Source organism: Streptomyces sp. NPDC034049, from assembly GCF_055575575.1.
This window is the reverse complement of record NZ_JBVISJ010000007.1, coordinates 74,901-95,291: the sequence shown is the minus strand read 5'-3', so window position 1 is coordinate 95,291 and position 20,391 is coordinate 74,901. Positions and strand designations below refer to the sequence as shown.

The window sequence follows — 20,391 nt, the reverse complement described above, 5'->3', positions numbered from 1 at the left end:
CTCCCTGTACGGGCGAAAACGCCCTGAAGTGCCACGATGTTCCCGTGACACGGTGTTCTGTCTTGTGCCGCGACCCGGCTGACACAGCCGTTCGCGACAGGTCTGGATCGCCGCCGGTCGTCCGGACCCACTGGTCCGGCGGTGCGGCCCGCCGTCAGTCGGCGGCGTTGGCGGGCACCGGGACCTGCGTGGCCACTCCGGACCCGCGGTCGCCCTCGACGCGCCCCTCGACCACGCTCACGACGCCCTCGTCGTTCGCGTCGAGGCGCTTCCCCTGCTCTTCCCTGAGTTCCGCGATCGCGGCCTCGAAGTCCTCCAGCGAGTCGAACGCCCGGTAGACGCTCGCGAACCGCAGGTAGGCGACGAGGTCGAGTTCCTGCAACGGGCCGAGTATGGCCAGCCCCACGTCGTGGGTGGTCAGCTCGGCGCTTCCGGTCGCGCGCACCGCCTCCTCGACCCGTTGGCCGAGCTGGGCGAGCGCGTCCTCGGTGACAGGCCTGCCCTGGCATGCCTTACGCACGCCATTGATGACCTTGGTACGACTGAAGGGCTCGGTCACGCCGGACCGCTTGACCACCATCAGCGAGCACGTCTCCACCGTCGTGAAACGACGGGAGCAGTCGGGACACTGGCGGCGCCTGCGGATCGACGTGCCGTCGTCCGTCGTACGACTGTCGACGACGCGGCTGTCGGGGTGCCTGCAGAAGGGACAGTGCATAACTCCAACCCTCCTCACAGCACGACTCAATACGCCCCACGGGCCACTCGGGCCCCGCGGAAGCAGCCCCAAGCATAGGGGATGACCATGGGCCCGAGGACCCGGGGGACCACAACTTCTGGGCCGTTGCGGCAATCCAAGCACTAGATGTAGGGCTAGACGCGTAAATCCCCCCACGGCGCGCGTGTCGCGCACGTATCGGCATGTGCCAGACGGAGAGTCCGTCGCGGAGCGCGTCCGAGCCGTTGCGGAGCGGACGCGGGCGCGGGGGGGGCGCCAAGAAAAAGGGGTCGGTACCCGGGCGGCGGAGTACCGGATGGCAGACTGGGCCACGCAGCGACAGCGGCCCACAAGGCCCTCGCCCCGGCGGTGAAGAGTACAGCAATCATCACTTTTGTCCGCCGGAGCCGTCGCCCTACACCCCGGCACATGGTCACGTCACGAAATCCACGGTTTTTCACTCGAACGTGTGTTTGGCGCAACCTTTCGAAAGCAACTACCGTTGTGCTGCACGGGAGACCATCGAGAGGGGCCGACGTGACCACCACCGCTGACAGTGCCACCATCACTGCCCAGGACCGCTCCCAGAGCCGACTCGAGCCGGTGCATGCGATGAACGAAGCCACGAACCATGAAGGGCCCAAGCGCGCCCTGCCCGGCCGACCTCCAGGCATCAGGGCGGACAGCTCCGGGCTCACCGACCGGCAGCGCCGGGTCATCGAGGTGATCAGGGACTCGGTGCAGCGGCGCGGATACCCGCCGTCGATGCGGGAGATCGGCCAGGCGGTCGGCCTGTCCAGCACGTCCTCCGTGGCGCACCAGCTGATGGCACTGGAGCGCAAGGGGTTCCTGCGCCGCGACCCGCACCGTCCGCGTGCGTACGAGGTACGCGGCTCCGACCAGGCCTCGGCGCAGCCGACGGACACGGCGGGCAAGCCGGCCGCTTCCTACGTGCCGCTCGTCGGCCGGATCGCGGCCGGTGGCCCGATCCTCGCCGAGGAGTCCGTGGAGGACGTGTTCCCGCTCCCCCGCCAGCTGGTGGGTGACGGCGAGCTCTTCGTCCTGAAGGTCGTGGGTGACTCCATGATCGAGGCGGCGATCTGTGACGGTGACTGGGTGACGGTCCGCCGCCAGCCCGTCGCGGAGAACGGGGACATCGTGGCCGCCATGCTGGACGGCGAGGCCACCGTCAAGCGCTTCAAGCGCGAGGACGGCCATGTCTGGCTGCTCCCGCACAACGCCGCCTATGAGCCCATCCCGGGTGACGACGCGACCATCCTCGGCAAGGTGGTGGCCGTGCTGCGCCGCGTCTGACGCCCCGCGGCGGACGGTCGCCCGTGCCGTTCCCGCCCCTGATCCGGGCCCCGGAATCCACTGCGCCGGTTCCGGGGCCCTGGGCTGTCCAAGGTCTGGCCGAGCTCCACGGCCGGGCCCGAGACCCGAGCCCGTGCCGGTGCGCGAGCCCGAGCCCGTGCGCGTTACGGCCGGTGGCCTGACCCCATGCAGCATGGGGTCAGGCCACCGGCCGTTCGTCATGCCTCAGCTTTCGCCGCTTCGCCCTGCTGTGCCGCTTCTTCCTGCTGTGCAGCCTCTTCCCTGTCCTTCGCGGCACTGTCGATCGCGGCGAGCGACCTGCGGACCTGGTTCCGGTCCGTCGTGTACCAGAAGTCGGGCAGCGAGGCCTTCAGATAGCTGCCATACCGCGCGGTCGCGAGCCGCTGGTCCAGTACGGCCACGACGCCACGATCTCCCTGTGCCCGTACGAGACGGCCGGCTCCCTGAGCCATCAGCAGGGCCGCGTGGGTGGCGGCGACGGCCATGAAGCCGTTGCCGCCCGCCTCCTCGACGGCCTTCTGGCGAGCGCTCATCAGCGGGTCGTCGGGCCGGGGGAACGGGATCTTGTCCATCACGACCAGCTGACAGCTGGGACCGGGCACGTCGACGCCCTGCCAGAGCGAGAGGGTGCCGAAGAGACAGGTCTTCGGGTCGGCCGCGAAGCCCTTGATCAACTCGCCGAGCGTCTCCTCGCCCTGCAGCAGGATCGGGTACTCGGGGATACGGACGCGCAACTCCTCCGCCGCCAGCTGGGCGGCCCGCATGGACGAGAACAGCCCGAGCGTCCGGCCGCCGGCCGCCTGGATCAGCTCCGTGAGCTCGTCCAGCATGTCCGCCCGGTCGCCGTCCCGCGCGGGACGTGACAGATGCTTGGCTACATAGAGGATGCCCTGCCTCGGGTAGTCGAACGGCGATCCGACGTCCACGCCCTTCCACTGCGGCAGGTCGTCCCCCTGGGTGCCCTCGGGGGCCAGTCCCAGAGACGCCCCTACGCCGTTGAAGTCGCCGCCCAGCTTCAGCGTGGCGGAGGTCAGGGTGACCGAGCGGTCCGCGAAGAGCTTCTCCCGCAGGAGACCCGAGACGGACATCGGGGCGACGCGCAGGGACGCGCCGAAACGGTCATGGCGTTCGTACCAGACGACGTCCCACTCGGAGCCGTTGCTGATCCGCTCCGCCACGTCGTGCACGCTCTCCACGGCCGCCAGTGCCTGTTTGCGGACGGCGTCCTCGTCCTGGACGGACTTGTCGCGGGTGCTGCCGATCGCCGAGATCACCGCGCGGGCGGCATCGCGGAGCGCCATCAGGACGTACGCCAGATCCTCGGGGATCTCCTCCAGCCGACCCGGCAGAGCCAGCTCCATGATCCGCTCGAACCCCTCGGCGGCCGTCTGGAGCTGGTCCGCGACCTTCTCGTTCACGAGCTTCGCCGCCCGCTTCACGGCGCGGTTGACCTGGCCCGGCGTGAGCTCGCCGGTCGCCACGCCGGTCACCCGGGAGACGAGTTCGTGCGCCTCGTCCACGATCAGGACCTCGTGCTGCGGGAGCACCGGAGCGCCCTCGATGGCGTCGATCGCGAGCAGCGCGTGGTTGGTGACGACGACCTCGGCGAGCTTGGCCCGCTCCCTGGCCATCTCGGCGAAGCACTCGGCGCCGTACGCGCACTTCGTGGCGCCCAGGCACTCCCTCGACGACACCGAGATCTGGGCCCAGGCACGGTCGGACACACCGGGGGTGAGGTCGTCCCGGTCGCCGGTCTCGGTCTCCTGCGACCAGTCCCGCAGCCGCAGCAGGTCCTGGCCCAGCTTGCTGCTGGGCGCGGCCGCCTCGAACTGGTCGAAGAGGCCCTCCTCCTCGTCCTGCGGCACGCCTTCGTTCAGCCGGTGCAGGCACATGTAGTTCGACCGGCCCTTGAGCATCGCGAACTCCGGGCGGCGGCGCAGGAGGGGGTGCAGCGCGTCGACCGTTCTCGGCAGGTCCCGCTCCACGAGCTGCCGCTGGAGGGCGAGGGTCGCCGTGGCGACGACGACGCGCTCGCCCTGGGCGAGCGCGGGCACCAGGTAACCGAGGGACTTTCCTGTGCCGGTGCCTGCCTGGACCAGCAGGTGGGAGCCGTCGTCGATCGCCTCCGCGACGGCTTCGGCCATGGTCACCTGGCCGGGGCGCTCCGTGCCGCCGACAGCGGTGACGGCGGCATGCAGGAGTTCGTGGAGTGAGGGCTTCGTCATAGCGCGACCACCCTACGGGTCACGACTGACAAACGTGTGATCGCGGCGGACGCATGGGATCTGGGAGGCGGAATCAAGACGTGTTCTCTTCGACGGGGTGGGAGGGGTCTCGGGGAGCCTGGACACCGAGTCGATTCGCCGGACATCGAGTCGGTTCGACCGGGAACCGGATCGGCTCGGGCGGTGTACCAGATATGACGGCATCACAGCAGATCGACAGCAGGACCACACAGGACCACAGCAGGACCACGGCAGATCCATCCTGGACCCAGGTGGGGTTCCAGGTCCCATCCAGGTCCGATTTAGGTCGGGTCTACATCAGATCGCGCAGCAGCCGATCTCTGCACATGAGGGCGGCCCGCTTGTCGGGCAGGTCGACCTCCGCGGAGTACCGGAAGCCGGCGCTGAGGAATGCGGAGACGGAGGGAAAGTTGCGAAGGTCGGGTTCCGCGACGACGCGGGCACAGGAGGGTCTTCTGTCGAGGACGAGATCGGCTACGGCGCGGAGCAGGGTGGAGCCGAGACCGCGCCCTCGTTCGGCCACGGGTCCGATGAGCAGATGGATCCCGGTGTCGTGGGGGCGGGCGGGGTAGTGGCGGGCGAGGGGGTCGAGATCCGCCCGGTAGATCTCCCAGTAGCTCAGCGGGGTGCCGTTCAGCAGTCCGAGGCAGGGCATGCTGCGGCCGTCTCCGCCGAGCTGGGTCCGTAGGTGGTGCGCGGTCACGTCCTCGGTGCCGCCGAGCTTCCAGTAGGAGTCCACGGCTGAGTCGTTCATCCAGCGGGAGATCAGCGGAAGGTCCCGTTCGAGGCGCACCGGGACCAGATGCAGGGTGCCTGCCGGGGTGACGACCGGCCCCCAGTTCGCGAGGTGGTCGAGCAACTCGCCATTGGCCGGGGGTTCCGTCTGACCTGCCTCGGTGCTGCCGCCGCAGGGGTCGGTGTCCTCGGACAGGAGCGCGAGGAAGTCGTCGGTCAGGCGCAGTTCGAGTGTGTCCTCGTTGCTGGGGGCAGAGGCAGTGCCGGTGTCGGTGCTCGCGTGGGTGCTCGCGTCGGTGGAAGGCACGGCGACGCTCCTCTCAGGAGATCGGGTGGGTCATGTTCCTCGGGGCTGAAGGGAGTCGAAGTACGCGGACGAGTGGGTCGCATTTACGCGGACGAGTGGGCCGGACGGCTGCGCCGAGGCGGGGCGGAGTGGCCGGTCATGGGTGGAGGGGGTTGGTGACGGTGACGTAGACGGACTGGGTGTCGACCGGGCCGACGAGTTCGTCGAGGCCGTGGAGACGGGTCAGGAGGTTGGCCTTGCAGCGCAGGACGGGTGAGTCGAGCAGTCGGGCCGGCAGGGTGGTGTTCAGCCGGGCGGGGCCGGTGGCCACGTCCGTGAGGAAGCGGCGGAAGGCGGCGAGAAGAACGCGCTCGTCGGCGAGACGCTGGGAGCCGAACGCGCCGATGAGGCCGAGCACGTTGTTGATGCCGAGGTAGTAGGCGAAGCGTTCGTCGGTGACCTCGTCGGAGACGAACGTGTCGCTGCGCTCTCCGATGCCGGGCAGCCGGGAGCGGAGATCCGCGCGGCGGGATTGGCGGAAGTAGTAGCCCTGGTTGTCGCGGTACCGCCCGCCGACGGGCCAGCCGTCGGGGTCCAGAAGGACGAGCGTGTTCTGTTGGTGTGCTTCGAGAGCGATCCCGGCCTCGCTGTCGAGCCACAGCACGGGCCGCACGACCTGCTCCAGGTAACGCAGGAACCACTCGATGGCCACGGCGCTACGGGGACGCCCGGTGCGCCCGGCAAGGCGGGTGACGACCTCCTGGAGCCGCGACCGCATGAGGAGAGGCTCGTCGTCGCCGGGATGGCGTTCGTCATGGGGGTACGGCCTGGGGGACACGAGGCCGGCGATACAGGACACGTCGTCCGCAGGGCCGAACGGGTTGTGCCGGATGACCACGTCCAAGCCCGCCAAGGGGTCGCCGTCGGGTGCGGTGACCGCCAACCAGGCCGGGTCGCGGACGACATCGAACCCGGGGTGGGCCGCCCGCCACTGCTCGGCCAGGCCGGTGCGCAGCAGGCGGTGCACCTCGACGCCGCGGTGGAGTTCCTTGCGGAGGTTCTCACGACGGGAGTTGGTGATGCGCAGGCCCAGCGAGAGTTTCAGCATCGCGGGGGCACCGGTGCGGTGAACGGTACGAACGGAGGAGGTGGGGTGCCAGGCGGCGCCGTGCGGACCCAGGTCGCGCAGCAGTCCGGCGTCGAGCAGAGCGGCTACGGCAGGGCGGTGGCGGACCTCGCGGAATTGCCAGGGGTGCAGGGGCAGAGCGGTGAAGCCGTCGGGCAGCGGCAATGCCGGGCCGGCGAGCCTGGCGGTCAGCTGTCCGGCGGGGACGACACGACCGCGCTCGGTCCACGCCGAGTCGGTCGACAGGACGGAGGGGGCGATCGCCATCCAGTGCAGAGGGAAGGAGCCACGCAACTCGGGTGAGTACAGCCGCTCTTCGGCCTCGGAGAGTCCTTCTCTGCTCTTGGGGGTGGGGTGCAGGGGGTGGCCGAGGAGGAGGGACTGTTCGGCGGCCAGGAATCCATCGGGGTGGTCGGCGGGGCGAGCTCGGCGCTCCGTGATGAACACGGCGACGCGGCGGGCGGAGTCGGCGACCCTGCCGATCAGGTCCGGTTGATCACGCTGAAGGCGCCCGGTGGGCTGGGTGGGCCCGACGGGCTGGACGGTCCCGGTGGGCTGGGTGGGCTCGGCTGTGGGGTGGGGGTGGGGTGCTGTGCCCTGTGGGGCTCGTGTGGTCGCTTCGCGGGCCAGGAGGGCCGCCAGTGTGACCGCGTCGACAGGGGGTGCGGCGTCGGGGGTGCCGGCGAGAAGGGGGAGGCCGAAGCGGTGCCAGCCGGTCGGGGACCAGTAGTGCACCGGGGCGAGGAGGGTCGTGCCGGTGGCGGGGAGAGGGATGGCGAGGATGCCGCCGTGGTCTTGGGGAGGGGTGAGGTCGTGTTCGCGTACCCAGCAGCGCAGGAGGTTATCGACCGCTGCCGCCTGGGCGGCCGTGTGGGGGTCGGGGTGGTGCAGGGGGTCGGCGTCGAGGCCGGGGGCGGGCGAGAGTTCGGTGGCCTGGGTGCTGTGAGCGATTGGGTGAGGGGCGGGCCGACCGCGCTCATGGCTTGGCTCAGTCGGAAGGTGGGGAAGCGCGGATCGTCGAGAAAATGGCTGAGTGGGGCGCGGGAGCCGCGCGGGCCCACCGGAGCGGGGGCCGGCTGGGCGCTGCGACGGCTCGACCGGGCTGAACCCCGACTCCAGAAGATCGGAACCCCGCTCGACCTGACGGGGCAACGCCTCGCCCTGGCTGGGTCCAGGCTGGTCCTGGCTGGGTCCAGGCTGGTCCTGGCTGGGCCCAAGCTGGCCCTGGCTGGGCTCTGACTCGTCCTGGCGGGGCCCAAGTTGCCCCTTACTTAGCCCCGGCGCGCCCTCACTGAGCTCCGGCGCGCCCTGGCTGAGTCCAGGCTGATCCTCGCTGGGGACAAGCTGCCCCTGGCTGGGCCCCGGCTCGCCCTCGCTGGGCACCGGCTCGTGCTGGCTGGGCCCTGGCTCGCCCTGGCTGAGTCCAGGCTGGTCCTCGTTGGGGACAAGCTGCCCCTGACTGGGCCCGGGCTCGTCCTGGCTGGGCCCAACCTGGCCTTGGCCGGGCCCGGGTTGCCCTTCGCTGGGTTCAGGCTGTTGCGGCTCGGCGTGATCGGGCGACTGTTGTCCCGGCTCGCTCCGGCCGGGCGATGGTTCAGGGCGGCCGGGGGGTGGTTCAGCACTGAACTGGCCGGGGCGCTGGAGGGTTTCGGCTTCCGGGGCCTGGCGGTGGGTGGGGGCCCCGGGGGTGGGCGGCGGGTTCACGGCGGTTCCTGGGGTTGCTCGTGCGGGAGGGCAGTCGCGGGTGTGTGCGGGCGAGCGGGGGTGGGGCTGGTGTGGAAGGGGTGTGGGTCGGTGGTGATGTGGAGTGCGGTGTCGGACGGGCGTGCCGGGCGGTGGCGGGGCGATGCCCTGCGTGCGGGGCTGGTGCGGACGTGGCGGGGTGGGCGGCTGCTCGGGTGGGGGTGGTGGTCATCCACCCGAGCTGCGTGCGAGCCCTCCGGCTCGGGCCAGAGGCGGGGGTGCTGCGACTCGCGCCGATGCCGTGGCCGCCACCGAGGCGATCGCGTCCGTCAGACGGTCGAGCACGGCGTTCGTCTGTTCGTCGGTGATCGTGAGGGGCGGGAGGAGGCGTACGACACCGGCGTGGCGGTCGCCGAGATCGACGATCAGGCCTCGGCGAAGGCACTCGCGCTGGACCGCGGTGGCGAGGGAGGGGGCGGGTGGAGGCGGGCCGTGGTCGTCGGAGCCGGGGGGCGCGTCCGGGGTGACCATCTCGATGCCGATCATCAGCCCCCGTCCCCGGACGTCACCGACGCAGGCGAAGCGCTCGGTGAGGGGGTGGAGTTGGGCGAGGATGCGGGCGCCCAGGGTATCGGCGCGTCGGGCGAGGCCGTTCTCGCGGACGTGGGCGAGGGTGGCGGCGCCCGCGGCCATGGCGAGCTGGTTGCCGCGGAAGGTGCCCGCGTGGGTGCCGGGCCGCCATACATCGAGGTCATCGCGGTGGACCACGACGGCGAGCGGCAGGCTACCGCCGATGGCCTGGGACAGGACCATGACGTCGGGGACGACGCCGCTGTGCTCGACGGCCCAGAAGCGTCCGGTGCGTCCCACGCCTGTCCGGACCTCGTCGGCGATCAGCGGGATCGAGCGTGCGGCGGTGATCGCGCGCATACGGCGCAGCCAGCCGTCCGGCGCGGGAAGGACACCGCCCTCGCCCTGGACGGGTTCGAGGATCATGCCGGCGGGCAGTGGTGCTCCGAGTTCGGCGTCGTCGAGGAGGGACTCGGTCCAGCGGGCGGCGAGTTCGGCACCCCGTTCGCCGCCGATACCGAACGGGCAGCGGTAGTCCTGCGGGTAGGGCAGGCGGGCCGACCGGATGTCGCGGGCGGGTGTGGGCGTTTCCAGAGGCCCGGTGGTCGGGCCCGCGTGGGCGCCGGTGAAGGCGAGCAGGCCGGAGCGTCCGGTCGCGGCCCGGACCAGGTTGCAGGCGACCTCGACGGCGTCCGCGCCCGAGGGGCCGCAGAAGCGGACGCGGGCGCGGGCGGCGAGTTCTGGCGGCAGGGTGCGGAGGAGTTCGGTGGTGAAGGCGTCCTTGGCCGGGGTGGCGAGGTCGAGGACGTTCAGGGGAGCGCCCGAGTCGAGCGCTTTGCGGATCGCCGCGAGGACGACGGGGTGGTTGTGGCCGAGGGCCAGGGTGCCCGCGCCGGACAGACAGTCGAGGTAGCGGCGGCCGTCGGCGTCCTCGATGGTCAGCCCCCGTGCGCGTACGGGCACGACGGGAAGGGACCGCGCATAGGTGCGTGCGGCCGAGTCGCGGGCGGCCTGTGGTCGTGGGATCCCCCTGTGCCCCGACCCCACCGCGCGCGCCCAGGCGGGCTCCCGTCGTGGGCGCGCACGTTCGCTCTCGGGTCCCGAACGCGCACGCTCGGGCTCACGCCCCACCGGCGCCACAGCAGACTCGGTCACCGCCACTGCTGCACTTCCTCCCACGGCTCATCAGAGGCAAGTCGGCAGGGGTCACCGAACATCGGCGGGTCCCCCGCACGTACCAACGACGCGACCGGTAAGGGGAAGCGGGTAGGACGAAAATCTGTGCCTCGGCACAAAGGCTGCGTGTGCGGTCCGATCCGCCTCTGTCCCGTCTCTGTCCCGTCCCTGTCCCCTCCGACTGGGCCACGGGCGGTGCCACCGCGGCCGGGTCAGCACGGTCGTGGACTACGGCTGGGCTCCCGCCGTGGGTTATCGCTTCCGTCCGACGCCGCCGAAGTGCGTGACGTCAACGTCCTCGTCGCCGGCTTCGGGGCGCCAGCGGGAGCAGGAGACGATGCCCGGGGGCAGGACCTCGACGTCGCCGAAGAGACGCACCAGGTCGGCATGGCTGCGCAGGGTCATCGGCGCCGAGCCCTGTCCGTTCCAGTAGGCCACCGCCTGGGTCATCGCTTCGCCGTCGACCTCGGTGGTGGGATGGGAGATGACGAGGTGGCTGCCGGACGGTACGGCGTCCACGAGCCGCCGTACGACGGCGACCGCTTGGTCGGTGTCCATGACGAAGTTCAGGACGCCGAGCATGGTGATCGCGATCGGTTGATCGAAGTCGAGGGTGCTCGCGGCGCCCCTGAGGATCGTGTCGGGGTCATGGACGTCAGCGTCTATGTAGTCGGTGGCGCCCTCCGGCGTGCTGTTGAGCAGAGCATGGGCGTGCGCGAGGACGATCGGGTCGTTGTCGACATAGACGATCTTGCATGTCGGGTCGACGCGTTGGGCGACCTCGTGGGTGTTGTCCGCGGTGGGCAGACCGGTGCCGATGTCCAGGAACTGCCGGATGCCCGCCTCCTCGGCCAGAAAGCGGACCGAGCGGGCCAGGAAGCGGCGGTCGGCTATGGCGGAGCGGGGAAGCTCGGGCACGAAGCCGAGGATCTGGTCGCCGACCTCCTCGTCGACCTCGTAGTGGTCCTTGCCTCCCAACCAGTAGTTCCAGATCCGCGCGGAATGGCTGACGTTCGTGCGGATCGGGTTGGTGCGTACGCCACTTTCGTCCCGGTGGGAGGGGTCGGACATGCGGCGTGGTCTCCTTCGAAACATGAGCGACGAGTTCCGTCCCCAACCTAGGCACAGTCGTTCAACTACCGCAGGGGAAAGGTCATTTGACCAGATCGGTCGCCGCCCCGCCTGACGGCGGTGAGGTGGCGGACGGCCGCCAAGGAGAACACCCAGGACATGTGGCCGCGCTCGGTTCCGCGTATGCGTCGGCTCGTAGCGAAACCGTTGCCGTTCCATCGGATGTCCCCCACAACGACCGCATAGTGTGTGGTGCCGTTCCGAAGGACGCGGCTCGGTGGCTGACACCAGGCCGGGGACGGCACTGCGTACGCAGATACGTACGAAGAAACAGAGGTGCGGAGCCGCGCGAATGACGTGTCGGCTACGTACAAGGAGGCGGCCGGCGCGCGGAGGAGTCGCGCACTGTCCGTTTCGGCACCACAGACTCATACGCCCCAGGGGGAGTTCAAACCATGCGACCCATACGACCGCTCTTCGCCGCTCGTCGTGGGAGGAGCACGCGCCGCACGACTCCCCACGTTCTGGCCGCGGTCGGCCTGGCCACGGTTCTGTCGTTGACCGCCACCGCGTGCGGCTCGGGTGACACGACGGCGAACGCGGAGGCGTCGGCGTCCGCTCAGGACACCGGCAGCGGGGGCGACGGCAAGATCAGAATCCCGGACGACATCAAGGACAAGCTCAAGGAACACGGGATCGACCTCGACAAGTGGCGGGGCGGGGCCTGGAAGAACTGGGACAAGGACGACTGGCTGCGCGAGGCCGAGGACTACGTCAACCCGATCATCAAGGACCTGTGGGACCCGGACCGGATGCGGGACGCCGAGGAGCCGGAGAAGGAGGTCGACGAGGGCGACCTCACCGGTGACCAGGGCGTGACCGACCCCGCGCCGGAGCCCGTCGACGCGAAGGCGGTGGCGGCGCAGTACCACGCCAACGTGCCCGAGGCGGGCAAGGTCTTCTTCGACGCGCCCGAGGGCACGATGGTCTGCTCGGCGACGGTGGTGCAGGACCCGGCCAACCCGGGCAAGTCCAACCTCGTGTGGACCGCTGGTCACTGTGTGCACGCCGGCAAGTCGGGCGGCTGGTACCGCAACATCGCCTTCGTGCCCTCGTACAACGACAGTGCCATGGCGGCGTCGGAGTCGCAGACGGCCACGAAGGAAGAGGTCGCCCCGTACGGCGTCTGGTGGGGTGACTGGGCGCAGACCTCGGACCAGTGGATCGAGCAGGGTGGTCAGACGGGCGGGGACGGGGCGCCGTACGACTTCGCGGTGATCCATGTGACGCCGGAGGAGGGCAGCGGGGGCAAGTCGCTGGAGGAGATGGTCGGTTCGGCGCTGCCGGTGGACTTCGACGCGCCCGCCGTCGCGCAGGTGGAGAGCATCACGGCGACCGGCTACCCCGCCGGGGCTCCGTACGACGGCGAGACGATGTACCAGTGCACGGACAAGCCGGGGCGGCTCTCGCTCGTCGAGTCCGACCCGACGATGTACCGCATCGGCTGCTCGATGACGGGTGGCTCCTCCGGTGGTGGCTGGGTGGCGACCGGTGCGGACGGTGAGCCCGCATTGGTGTCCAACACCTCCATCGGCCCGGTGAGCGCCGGTTGGCTGGCAGGGCCGCGGCTGGGCAAGGAGGCCCAGGGCGTGTACCGGGCGGTGAGCGACAAGTTCGCGTCGCAGTGACGTCCGGCTGATCAGGTGGTGCCGCCCCGGGAGGGGCGGCACCGGGGCGGCGCCCCTCGGAAATTCCGGTCGCGCGCCCTCCGACCGTCCCCCGGCGCCCCCGCATAGTGGGCGTGACAGCGGAGTTCGGCGGTGAGGGCGGCCCGGACGGTCACGACGGGGACGTCGTGCCCCGCTCGATGGCCGAGAGCGAGCTGGAGACCTCCCCCGGCTACGAGGTCGAGGAGAAGACCCGTAGTACGGGGGACGGACGTGGGGTGCGCGGGGGCACCAAGCGGCCGGTGCCCCCGCACAAACCGAAGGCCCGCCCCTCGGCGGAGGGTGCGGGCCTGCGGGTACGCCTGCGCGAACGGCGCGGCCGAACAGTCAGCTCAACCGCCTGACGGTCCGGCCCGGCCCGGCGGTCAGGCCGTGGTCGTCGACGGCACGTACGGTGCCAGGTCGGCCGCCAGTTCCTCGTGCACCCGGGCCTTGAGCAGGGTGCCCTCCGGGGTGTGCTCCTCGGAGATCACCTCGCCCTCGGTGTGGGCGCGGGCGACGAGCTTGCCGTGGGTGTACGGCACGAGCGCCTCGATCTCGACCGAGGGGCGCGGCAGTTCGTCGTCGATGAGGGCGAGCAGTTTCTCGATGCCCTGGCCGGAGCGGGCCGAGACCGCGATGGAGCGCTTCTCGATCCGCAGCAGCCGCTGGAGCGTCAGCGGGTCGGCCGCGTCCGCCTTGTTGATCACCACGATCTCGGGCACGTTCGTGGCGCCCACGTCACGGATGACCTCGCGCACGGCGGCCAGCTGCTCCTCCGGGTCGGGGTGCGAACCGTCGACCACGTGCAGGATCAGGTCGGAGTCGCCGACCTCCTCCATCGTGGAGCGGAACGCCTCGACCAGGTGGTGCGGCAGGTGGCGTACGAAGCCGACGGTGTCCGCCAGCGTGTACAGCCGCCCGCTCGGGGTCTCGGCCCGGCGCACGGTCGGGTCGAGGGTCGCGAACAGGGCGTTCTCGACCAGGACGCCCGCGCCGGTGAGCCGGTTGAGCAGGGAGGACTTGCCCGCGTTGGTGTAGCCCGCGATGGCGACCGAGGGCACCTTGTTCCGTCGGCGCTCCTGGCGCTTGATCTCGCGGCCGGTCTTCATCTCCGCGATCTCCCGGCGCATCTTCGCCATCTTCTCGCGGATCCGGCGCCGGTCAGTCTCGATCTTGGTCTCACCGGGACCACGGGTGGCGAGGCCGCCGCCCTTGCCGCCGCCCATCTGACGGGACAGCGACTGACCCCAGCCTCGCAGCCTCGGCAGCATGTACTGCATCTGCGCGAGCGCGACTTGCGCCTTGCCCTCCCGGGACTTGGCGTGCTGGGCGAAGATGTCGAGGATCAGGGCCGTACGGTCGATGACCTTGACCTTGACGACGTCTTCGAGGTGGATGAGCTGGCCCGGGCTCAGCTCACCGTCGCAGATGACGGTGTCCGCGCCCGATTCGATGACGATGTCCCGCAGCTCGTTGGCCTTGCCGGAGCCGATGTAGGTGGCCGCGTCCGGCTTGTCGCGGCGCTGGATCACGCCGTCGAGCACGAGCGCGCCCGCGGTCTCCGCGAGGGCGGCGAGCTCGGCCAGCGAGTTCTCCGCGTCCCGCGAGGTTCCCGTGGTCCAGACACCGACGAGCACGACGCGCTCCAGGCGGAGCTGTCGGTACTCGACCTCGGTGACGTCCTCGAGTTCGGTGGAGAGGCCCGCCACGCGGCGCAGGGCCGCGCGGTCGGAGCGGTCGAACTGGTCGCCGTCCCGCTCTCCGTCGATCTCGAAGCTCCAGGCGACGTCCTCTTCCATCAGGGCATCGGCCCGAAGACCTTCGGGGTTGTTCTGCGCGAAGGCGCGCTGCGCGGCCTGGGAAGGGGAAGAAGAGGAGGTCATTGGGTCCTTACGTCGATGGGGGATACCGAAGGGCGGCGGATCTTCATGATCCCGATCCGTTCGTCACGGATTCCGATCCGTCACCGGTGACAACGTCCGGGGCCGTCCGGGGATTCCCGGAGTTCGCCGTCGTCGACCCGATGATGGTCGCACGGCACGCCCCGTCTCGTCACCCGGGTTATTTCCCGTCCGCACGGGGGTCACACCCGTGCGGATCCGGGTCATCGCCGGGCCGGGGCCTCCACCGGGGCCGACGTCCAGTCGGGGTGCCCCGGCATGGGCGGTGTCCGCACCTCGTAGAGCCAGGCGTGGAAGAAGTCGCCCAGGTCGCGTCCGGCGATCCGGGATGCGAGGTCTTGGAAGTCGGCGGTGGACGCGACGCCGTCCCGGTGGACGGTCACCCAGGCCCGTTGCAGCAGGCCGAAGGCGGAGGCGCCGATCTCCTGGCGCAGGGCGTAGAGGAAGAGGGCGGCGCCGTCGTAGACGTTCGCCCGGAAGATGCCGATCTTCTGACCGTTCTTGGGCTTCTTGGGCGCGGCCGGGGGTCCTCCGGCAGCGCGCCAGCGGTCGGAGGCTCCGTACGCGGCCTTCATGCGCGCGGCCATGGGCCGGCCGGCGGTCTCCTCGGCGTACAGGGCCTCGTACCAGGTGGCGTGCCCTTCGTTCAGCCACAGGTCGGACCAGGTGCGGGGGCTGACGCTGTTGCCGAACCACTGGTGGGCCAGCTCATGGACCATGATCGACTCGACGTACCACCGGGGGTACTCGGGCCGGACGAACAGCGCCCGCTCGAAGAGCGACAGTGTCTGTGTCTCCAGCTCGAACCCGGTCTGCGCCTCCGCGATCAGCACCCCGTACGTCTCGAAGGGGTAGCGGCCGACCTTGCCCTCCATCCACTCGATCTGGGCAGGGGTCTTCGCGAGCCACGGTTCGAGCTTCTCGCGGTCCTTGGCGGGGACCACGTCGCGCACCGGCAGGCGGTGGGGTCCGGTCCGGCGCAGGACGGCGGAGCGGCCGATGGAGACCTGGGCCAGCTCGGTGGCCATGGGGTGCTGGGTGCGGTACGTCCAGGTGGTGGTGCCGGCGGCGCGGTCGGTGCCGGTGGCGAGACCGTTGGAGACGGCCGTGTAGCCGTCGGGGACGGTGACGCGGACGGTGAACATGGCCTTGTCGGAGGGGTGGTCGTTGCAGGGAAAGACGACGTGCGCCGCGTCCGCCTGGTTGGCCATCGCCAGTCCGTCGGCGGTCCGTACCCAGCCGCCCTCCGTGTCGCCGGTGTAGACCGGGTCGCTGGTGTGCCGCACGGTGACGCGTGTCCGGCTCCCCTCGGGCAGCGGCTCCCGGGGGGTGATCACCAGGTCCTCGCCCGCCCCGGTGAAGGCGGCGGGCGCCCCGTCGACCTCGACGGAGTCGACCTTGCCGTGGGCGAAGTCGAGGTTGATCCGCTCCAGCGGGGAGGTCGTCAGGGCGTCGATGGTGGTGACGGCGGTGAGCGGCCGGCTGTTGCTGCCGGGGTAGGTGAAGTCGAGGTCGTACGACCGCACGTCGTACCCCGGGTTGCCGAGGTGCGGGAAGAGCCGGTCGCCGACGCCCAGCGGGACGGCGGGGGACGGGGCGCTCGCGGCGATCAGGCAGACGGAGACGGCGGAGGCGAGCAGCGCGGCCTGGACGCGGCGGCTCCTGAAGCGTGGGGTGAGCGGCATGGACCACCGCTACCAGCGCGCTCCCGCTCCGTGCGGCCGACGCGCAGCGGGCCCACTCGAACGAGCGGCTCACGGTCCTCCGAGCCGCCCGTCCGCCGAACAGCCCCCGTCCGCCGAACCGCCCCCGTCCGCCGGACCGCCCCCGCCCGTCCCGCTCGGCTCAGTGGGCGGCCACCGCCTGGTGCTGGGCCCGGCCCACGTCGTACACGCCGGCCACGTTCCGCATGGCGCGCATCAGGGCGGGGAGATGGGCGGCGTCCGGGAGTTGCAGGGTGTAGGTGTGGCGGACGCGCTGCTGGGTCGGGGGTTCGACGGTGGCGGTGACGATGTCGACGCCTTCTAGTGCGATGGCCTCGGTGAGGTCGGCCAGCAGATGGGGGCGCTGGAAGGACTCGGCGACGAGGGTGACCCGGAACTCGGTGGTGTCGCCCCAGCGCACGTCGATCTCGGGGCGCCCCAGCCCCTTCATCCGTGTCACGGCGGCGCATTCGACGCGGTGCACGGTCACCACTCCCCCGCGCACGGCGAACCCGGTGACCTCGTCGGGCGGTACGGGGGTGCAGCAGCCGGCGAGCCGGACGGTCGCCTCGGGCCGGTCGACGACGACCACGGCGCCGACGGAGTCGGAGCCGGAGGTGGCGGGCTCGTCGAGGGCGGGGCGCAGGGCGGGTGTCTCGTCCTCGCGGGCGCTCTCGCGCTCCTGGTGCTCTTCGGCTGCGGGTGACGGGTGGGTGGCGAGCCAGCGCTGGATGGCGATGCGCGCGGCGGGCGTGTGGGCGTGCTCCAGCCACTCTCTGGAGGGCTCGGAGGCCGGGTCCTGGCCCATCAGGAGCTGGACGGTGTCACCGTCCTTCAGAACTGTGCTGAGCGTCGCCAGACGGCCGTTGACGCGGGCGCCGATACAGGCGTGGGCGTCCTCGCCGTACTGCGCGTACGCCGCGTCCACGCAACTGGCGCCCTCGGGGAGCCCCAACGTGCCCCCGTCGGGCCGGAACACGGTGATCTCCCGGTCCTGGGCGAGGTCCTCGCGCAGGGTCGACCAGAACATGTCGGCGTCCGGGGCCGCCTCCTGCCAGTCGAGGAGCCGGGAGAGCCAGCCGGGACGGGTGGGGTCGATGCGCTCGCCCTCGCCGTCGGTCCGCCGCCCCTCGGGCTGTTCCTCCGCGGGAGCGGCGTACGGATTGCCGAGCGCCACCACACCGGCCTCGGCGGCCTGGTGCATCCGGTGGGTGCGGATGAGGACTTCGGCGACCTGGCCGTCGCCGCGCGCGACGGCGGTGTGCAGCGACTGGTACAGGTTGAACTTCGGTACGGCGATGAAGTCCTTGAACTCCGAGACCACGGGCGTGAGGCAGGTGTGCAGTTCGCCGAGGACGGCGTAGCAGTCGGCGTCCTCGCCGACGAGGACCAGGATCCGGCCGAAGTCGGTGCCGCGCAGCCGTCCGCGTTTGCGGGAGACGCGGTGCAGGGAGACGAAGTGGCGCGGCCTGATGAGGACTTCGGCCTGGATGCCCGCCTCGCGCAGAACGCCGCGGACCTCGTCGGCGATCTCGGCGAGCGGGTCGGTGGCCTGTGCGGCGTTGTCCGCGATGAGTTCGCGGGTGTGGGCGTACTCCTCGGGGTGCAGGATCGCGAAGACGAGGTCCTCCAGCTCCGTCTTGAGCGCCTGCACGCCGAGTCGTTCGGCGAGCGGGATCAGGACGTCCCGGGTGACCTTGGCGATGCGTTCCTGCTTCTCGGGGCGCATCACGCCGAGGGTGCGCATGTTGTGCAGCCGGTCGGCGAGTTTGATCGACATCACGCGGACGTCGTTGCCCGTGGCGACGAGCATCTTGCGGAAGGTCTCGGGCTCGGCGGCGGCGCCGTAGTCGACCTTCTCCAGCTTGGTGACGCCGTCGACGATGAAGCACACCTCCTCGCCGAACTCGTCGCGCACCTGATCGAGGGTCACCTCGGTGTCCTCGACGGTGTCGTGGAGCAGAGAGGCCGTCAGGGTCGTGGTCTCCGCGCCCAGTTCGGCGAGGATCAGCGTCACGGCGAGCGGGTGGGTGATGTACGGCTCACCGCTCTTGCGCATCTGGCCGCGGTGCGAGGACTCGGCGAGGACGTACGCCCGGCGCAACGGCTCCAGGTCGGCGTCGGGATGGTGGGCGCGGTGCGCCTCGGCGACATGGCTGATCGCGTCGGGCAACCGGTCGCGGGTCGTCGGGCCCAGGAGTGCGGCGCGGCCCAGACGGCGCAGGTCGATTCGAGGTCGGCCCTTCCTGCGGTGCGCTGGCGGCGGCGCAGGGGCGGGCGATACGGCGGGGTTCGTGGCCTCCGCGCTCATGGGCACCTCCGGCTGCGTGGACCGGCGGACGGGTGCCCCAGGGCGTGCGGCGGCTCGGGGATCGTGTCGTTCCCCCGTCCGTGCCGGTGCTTGATGCTACCGAGCCCATCACGCCCGTCCGACCGCCTCTCGCCGAGCGTGAAACGGATCACCCATTCGAGCGAAGGTTCCGAGGTTTACGGTTTTCGGCCACCCCACTTGGGGTGCGCCATGGATTCGCACCCCTGAACACATGGTGGGCTTGGATCCCTACAGCGTCGGCACCCCAGACGCCTTGATCTGAAGCCCTATCACATCTCAACGCACCGCGTTTTCCAGCCACTTGGCGTCGATCTCACCCTCGGCGACGATCACCGCGGGGCCGGTCATCTCGATCTCGCCGTCGGGCCGTTCGGTGATCACCAGCGTGCCGCCGGGCACGTCGACGGTGTAGGTGGCCGGGGTCCCCGTGACCGCCGGGTCGGCGCCGTCGCGCCGGGCGGCGGCCACGGCGACGGCGCACGCGCCGGTGCCGCAGGAGCGGGTCTCGCCGGAGCCGCGCTCATGGACGCGCATCGCCACGTGCCGGGGGCCCCGGTCGACCACGAACTCGACGTTGACGCCGTTCGGGTAGGCGGAGGCGGGGCTGAAGGGGGGCGCGGCGAGGAGATCGCCGGCGTCCGCGAGGTCGTCGACGAACGCCACCGCGTGCGGGTTGCCCATGTTGACGTTGCGCGCGGGCCAGCTCTGCTCGCCGACGCTCACCGTCACGTCGCCCTCGGGGAGACGGGCGCTGCCCATGCCGACGGTGACGTCGCCGCCCTTGTCGATGTGGACCTTCTTCACGCCCCCGCGCGTGGCGACGGTCAGGTCGCCCTCGGTGATGTGCCCGGCGTGCAGGAGGTAGCGCGCGAAGACCCGGACGCCGTTGCCGCACATCTCCGCGATCGAGCCGTCGCCGTTGCGGTAGTCCATGAACCACTCCGCCTCGGCGGCCAGCGTCCGCGCCTCGGGGTGGGCGGCGGACCGGACGACGTGCAGCACGCCGTCGGCACCGATGCCCGCGCGGCGGTCGCACAGGGCGGCGACGGCGGCCGGGGAGAGGTCGATGGCGTTCTCGGGGTCCGGGACGATCACGAAGTCGTTCTCGGTCCCGTGCCCCTTGAGGAAGGCGATCCGCGTGCTCATGCCCCGATCGTACGGGAGCGCTCCGCTCGGAGGGCCGGGGGCGGGCTTGCGTGTGGAGGGGCCGCGCGGGTCGATCGTGGCTGGTCGCGCAGTTCCCCGCGCCCCTTGCGGGGCGCTCTAACGGAGCCGCGCCACTCGCCAGACGGCCAGGAAGGCGACCGCGGCGACGACCAGGGCGTAGGCGAGGACGAGGCGCCAGTCCGGGCGGCGGCCGGAGCCGCGGGCGGGCAGCCCGGGCCACGTGTAACCGACCCGGCGGGCGGCCATCATGCCCCAGCCGGCCGCGGTGGCGCAGATCAGCAGACCGAGCATGGCGACCACGGCGCCGCCGTCCCCGAACTCGAAGGCGAGCGGGAAGGCGAACATCAGGGAGCCGACCGCGCCGAGGCCCACGATCGGGGCGAGCTGCCACAGCCGCAGCCTGCGCTGGGGGCGCAGCTCGACCTCGACCTCCGGACCGGTCATGTCGTCCGGTTCCGGTCCGTCGTCGCTGACGCCGCCGGGACTCTGGTCCTCCGGCCCGTCAGGGCTCAGCGGATCACCTTCGGAATCCAGTGCGTACCCCTCGGTAACCAGCTGGTCCGCGTCCTGCGCGGTGCCCTGCTCCGTACTTTGTGCGGTGTCGCGAGGGCCGGCCTCCATCGCCACGCGCCC

General features: G+C 71.1%; 14 protein-coding genes. 3 read left to right on the top strand and 11 right to left on the bottom strand.

Features of this window, described 5'->3' with window-relative positions; all coding sequences use genetic code 11:
• Positions 1-154: 154 nt before the first annotated feature.
• Entirely contained in the window at positions 155-718 is a 564-nt protein-coding gene (gene nrdR / locus ACZ52C_RS21415; RefSeq protein ID WP_469076217.1) for a transcriptional regulator NrdR, read from the bottom strand.
• A 537-nt stretch (positions 719-1,255) separates the two neighbouring features.
• On the opposite strand from nrdR, the gene lexA reads away from it, so the two are divergent.
• Positions 1,256-2,032, top strand: coding sequence for a transcriptional repressor LexA (lexA, locus tag ACZ52C_RS21410; protein WP_045561107.1), 777 nt, complete (start codon positions 1,256-1,258; stop codon positions 2,030-2,032).
• Positions 2,033-2,250: 218 nt separating this feature from the next.
• On the opposite strand, the gene ACZ52C_RS21405 is transcribed toward lexA, so the two are convergent.
• From ACZ52C_RS21405 to ACZ52C_RS21385, 5 genes are all read right to left on the bottom strand, one after another.
• A complete protein-coding gene (locus ACZ52C_RS21405) occupies positions 2,251-4,278 on the bottom strand; it encodes an ATP-dependent DNA helicase (protein WP_469076216.1) in 2,028 nt (675 codons plus the stop codon).
• A gap of 313 nt (positions 4,279-4,591) precedes the next feature.
• A complete protein-coding gene (locus tag ACZ52C_RS21400) occupies positions 4,592-5,341 on the bottom strand; it encodes a GNAT family N-acetyltransferase (RefSeq protein ID WP_469076215.1) in 750 nt (249 codons plus the stop codon).
• A 136-nt stretch (positions 5,342-5,477) separates the two neighbouring features.
• Positions 5,478-7,397: an IucA/IucC family protein gene (locus ACZ52C_RS21395; protein WP_469076501.1), complete on the bottom strand. Its 1,920-nt coding sequence runs from the start codon at positions 7,395-7,397 to the stop codon at positions 5,478-5,480.
• 960 nt (positions 7,398-8,357) lie between these two features.
• Entirely contained in the window at positions 8,358-9,860 is a 1,503-nt protein-coding gene (locus tag ACZ52C_RS21390) for a diaminobutyrate--2-oxoglutarate transaminase family protein (protein WP_469076214.1), read from the bottom strand.
• A gap of 267 nt (positions 9,861-10,127) precedes the next feature.
• Positions 10,128-10,946 carry an SAM-dependent methyltransferase gene (locus tag ACZ52C_RS21385; protein WP_469076213.1) on the bottom strand — a complete coding sequence of 273 codons (819 nt, stop codon included), beginning with the start codon at positions 10,944-10,946 and terminating at the stop codon, positions 10,128-10,130.
• A 455-nt stretch (positions 10,947-11,401) separates the two neighbouring features.
• Here ACZ52C_RS21385 and ACZ52C_RS21380 point away from each other — a divergent pair, with 455 nt between their 5' ends.
• Entirely contained in the window at positions 11,402-12,634 is a 1,233-nt protein-coding gene (locus ACZ52C_RS21380; protein ID WP_469076212.1) for a trypsin-like serine peptidase, read from the top strand.
• Between the two features lie 113 nt (positions 12,635-12,747).
• Positions 12,748-13,017, top strand: coding sequence for a hypothetical protein (locus ACZ52C_RS21375; protein WP_469076211.1), 270 nt, complete (start codon positions 12,748-12,750; stop codon positions 13,015-13,017).
• A gap of 21 nt (positions 13,018-13,038) precedes the next feature.
• On the opposite strand, the gene hflX is transcribed toward ACZ52C_RS21375, so the two are convergent.
• The 5 genes from hflX to ACZ52C_RS21350 form a co-directional block, all read right to left on the bottom strand.
• A complete protein-coding gene (gene hflX / locus ACZ52C_RS21370; protein WP_469076210.1) occupies positions 13,039-14,538 on the bottom strand; it encodes a GTPase HflX in 1,500 nt (499 codons plus the stop codon).
• Positions 14,539-14,759: 221 nt separating this feature from the next.
• Complete coding sequence (locus ACZ52C_RS21365) at positions 14,760-16,241, bottom strand: M1 family metallopeptidase (RefSeq protein WP_469076209.1); 1,482 nt, start codon at positions 16,239-16,241, stop codon at positions 14,760-14,762.
• A 160-nt stretch (positions 16,242-16,401) separates the two neighbouring features.
• Positions 16,402-18,570, bottom strand: coding sequence for a RelA/SpoT family protein (locus tag ACZ52C_RS21360; RefSeq protein ID WP_469076208.1), 2,169 nt, complete (start codon positions 18,568-18,570; stop codon positions 16,402-16,404).
• 297 nt (positions 18,571-18,867) lie between these two features.
• A complete protein-coding gene (gene dapF, locus ACZ52C_RS21355; RefSeq protein ID WP_469076207.1) occupies positions 18,868-19,737 on the bottom strand; it encodes a diaminopimelate epimerase in 870 nt (289 codons plus the stop codon).
• Positions 19,738-19,854: 117 nt separating this feature from the next.
• The gene (locus ACZ52C_RS21350; protein WP_469076206.1) at positions 19,855-20,385 is read right to left on the bottom strand and encodes a hypothetical protein; all 531 of its coding nucleotides are present in this window, start codon (positions 20,383-20,385) and stop codon (positions 19,855-19,857) included.
• Between the last annotated feature and the right edge of the window lie 6 nt (positions 20,386-20,391).

Bases quoted from the DNA above. Each gene is read 5' to 3' on its own strand.
- nrdR (WP_469076217.1), bottom strand. From the start codon at position 718: ATGCACTGTCCCTTCTGCAGGCACCCCGACAGCCGCGTCGTCGACAGT.
- ACZ52C_RS21405 (WP_469076216.1), bottom strand. From the start codon at position 4,278: ATGACGAAGCCCTCACTCCACGAACTCCTGCATGCCGCCGTCACCGCT.
- ACZ52C_RS21385 (WP_469076213.1), bottom strand. From the start codon at position 10,946: ATGTCCGACCCCTCCCACCGGGACGAAAGTGGCGTACGCACCAACCCG.
- ACZ52C_RS21380 (WP_469076212.1), top strand. From the start codon at position 11,402: ATGCGACCCATACGACCGCTCTTCGCCGCTCGTCGTGGGAGGAGCACG.
- hflX (WP_469076210.1), bottom strand. From the start codon at position 14,538: ATGACCTCCTCTTCTTCCCCTTCCCAGGCCGCGCAGCGCGCCTTCGCG.
- ACZ52C_RS21365 (WP_469076209.1), bottom strand. From the start codon at position 16,241: ATGCCGCTCACCCCACGCTTCAGGAGCCGCCGCGTCCAGGCCGCGCTG.
- ACZ52C_RS21360 (WP_469076208.1), bottom strand. From the start codon at position 18,570: ATGAGCGCGGAGGCCACGAACCCCGCCGTATCGCCCGCCCCTGCGCCG.
- dapF (WP_469076207.1), bottom strand. From the start codon at position 19,737: ATGAGCACGCGGATCGCCTTCCTCAAGGGGCACGGGACCGAGAACGAC.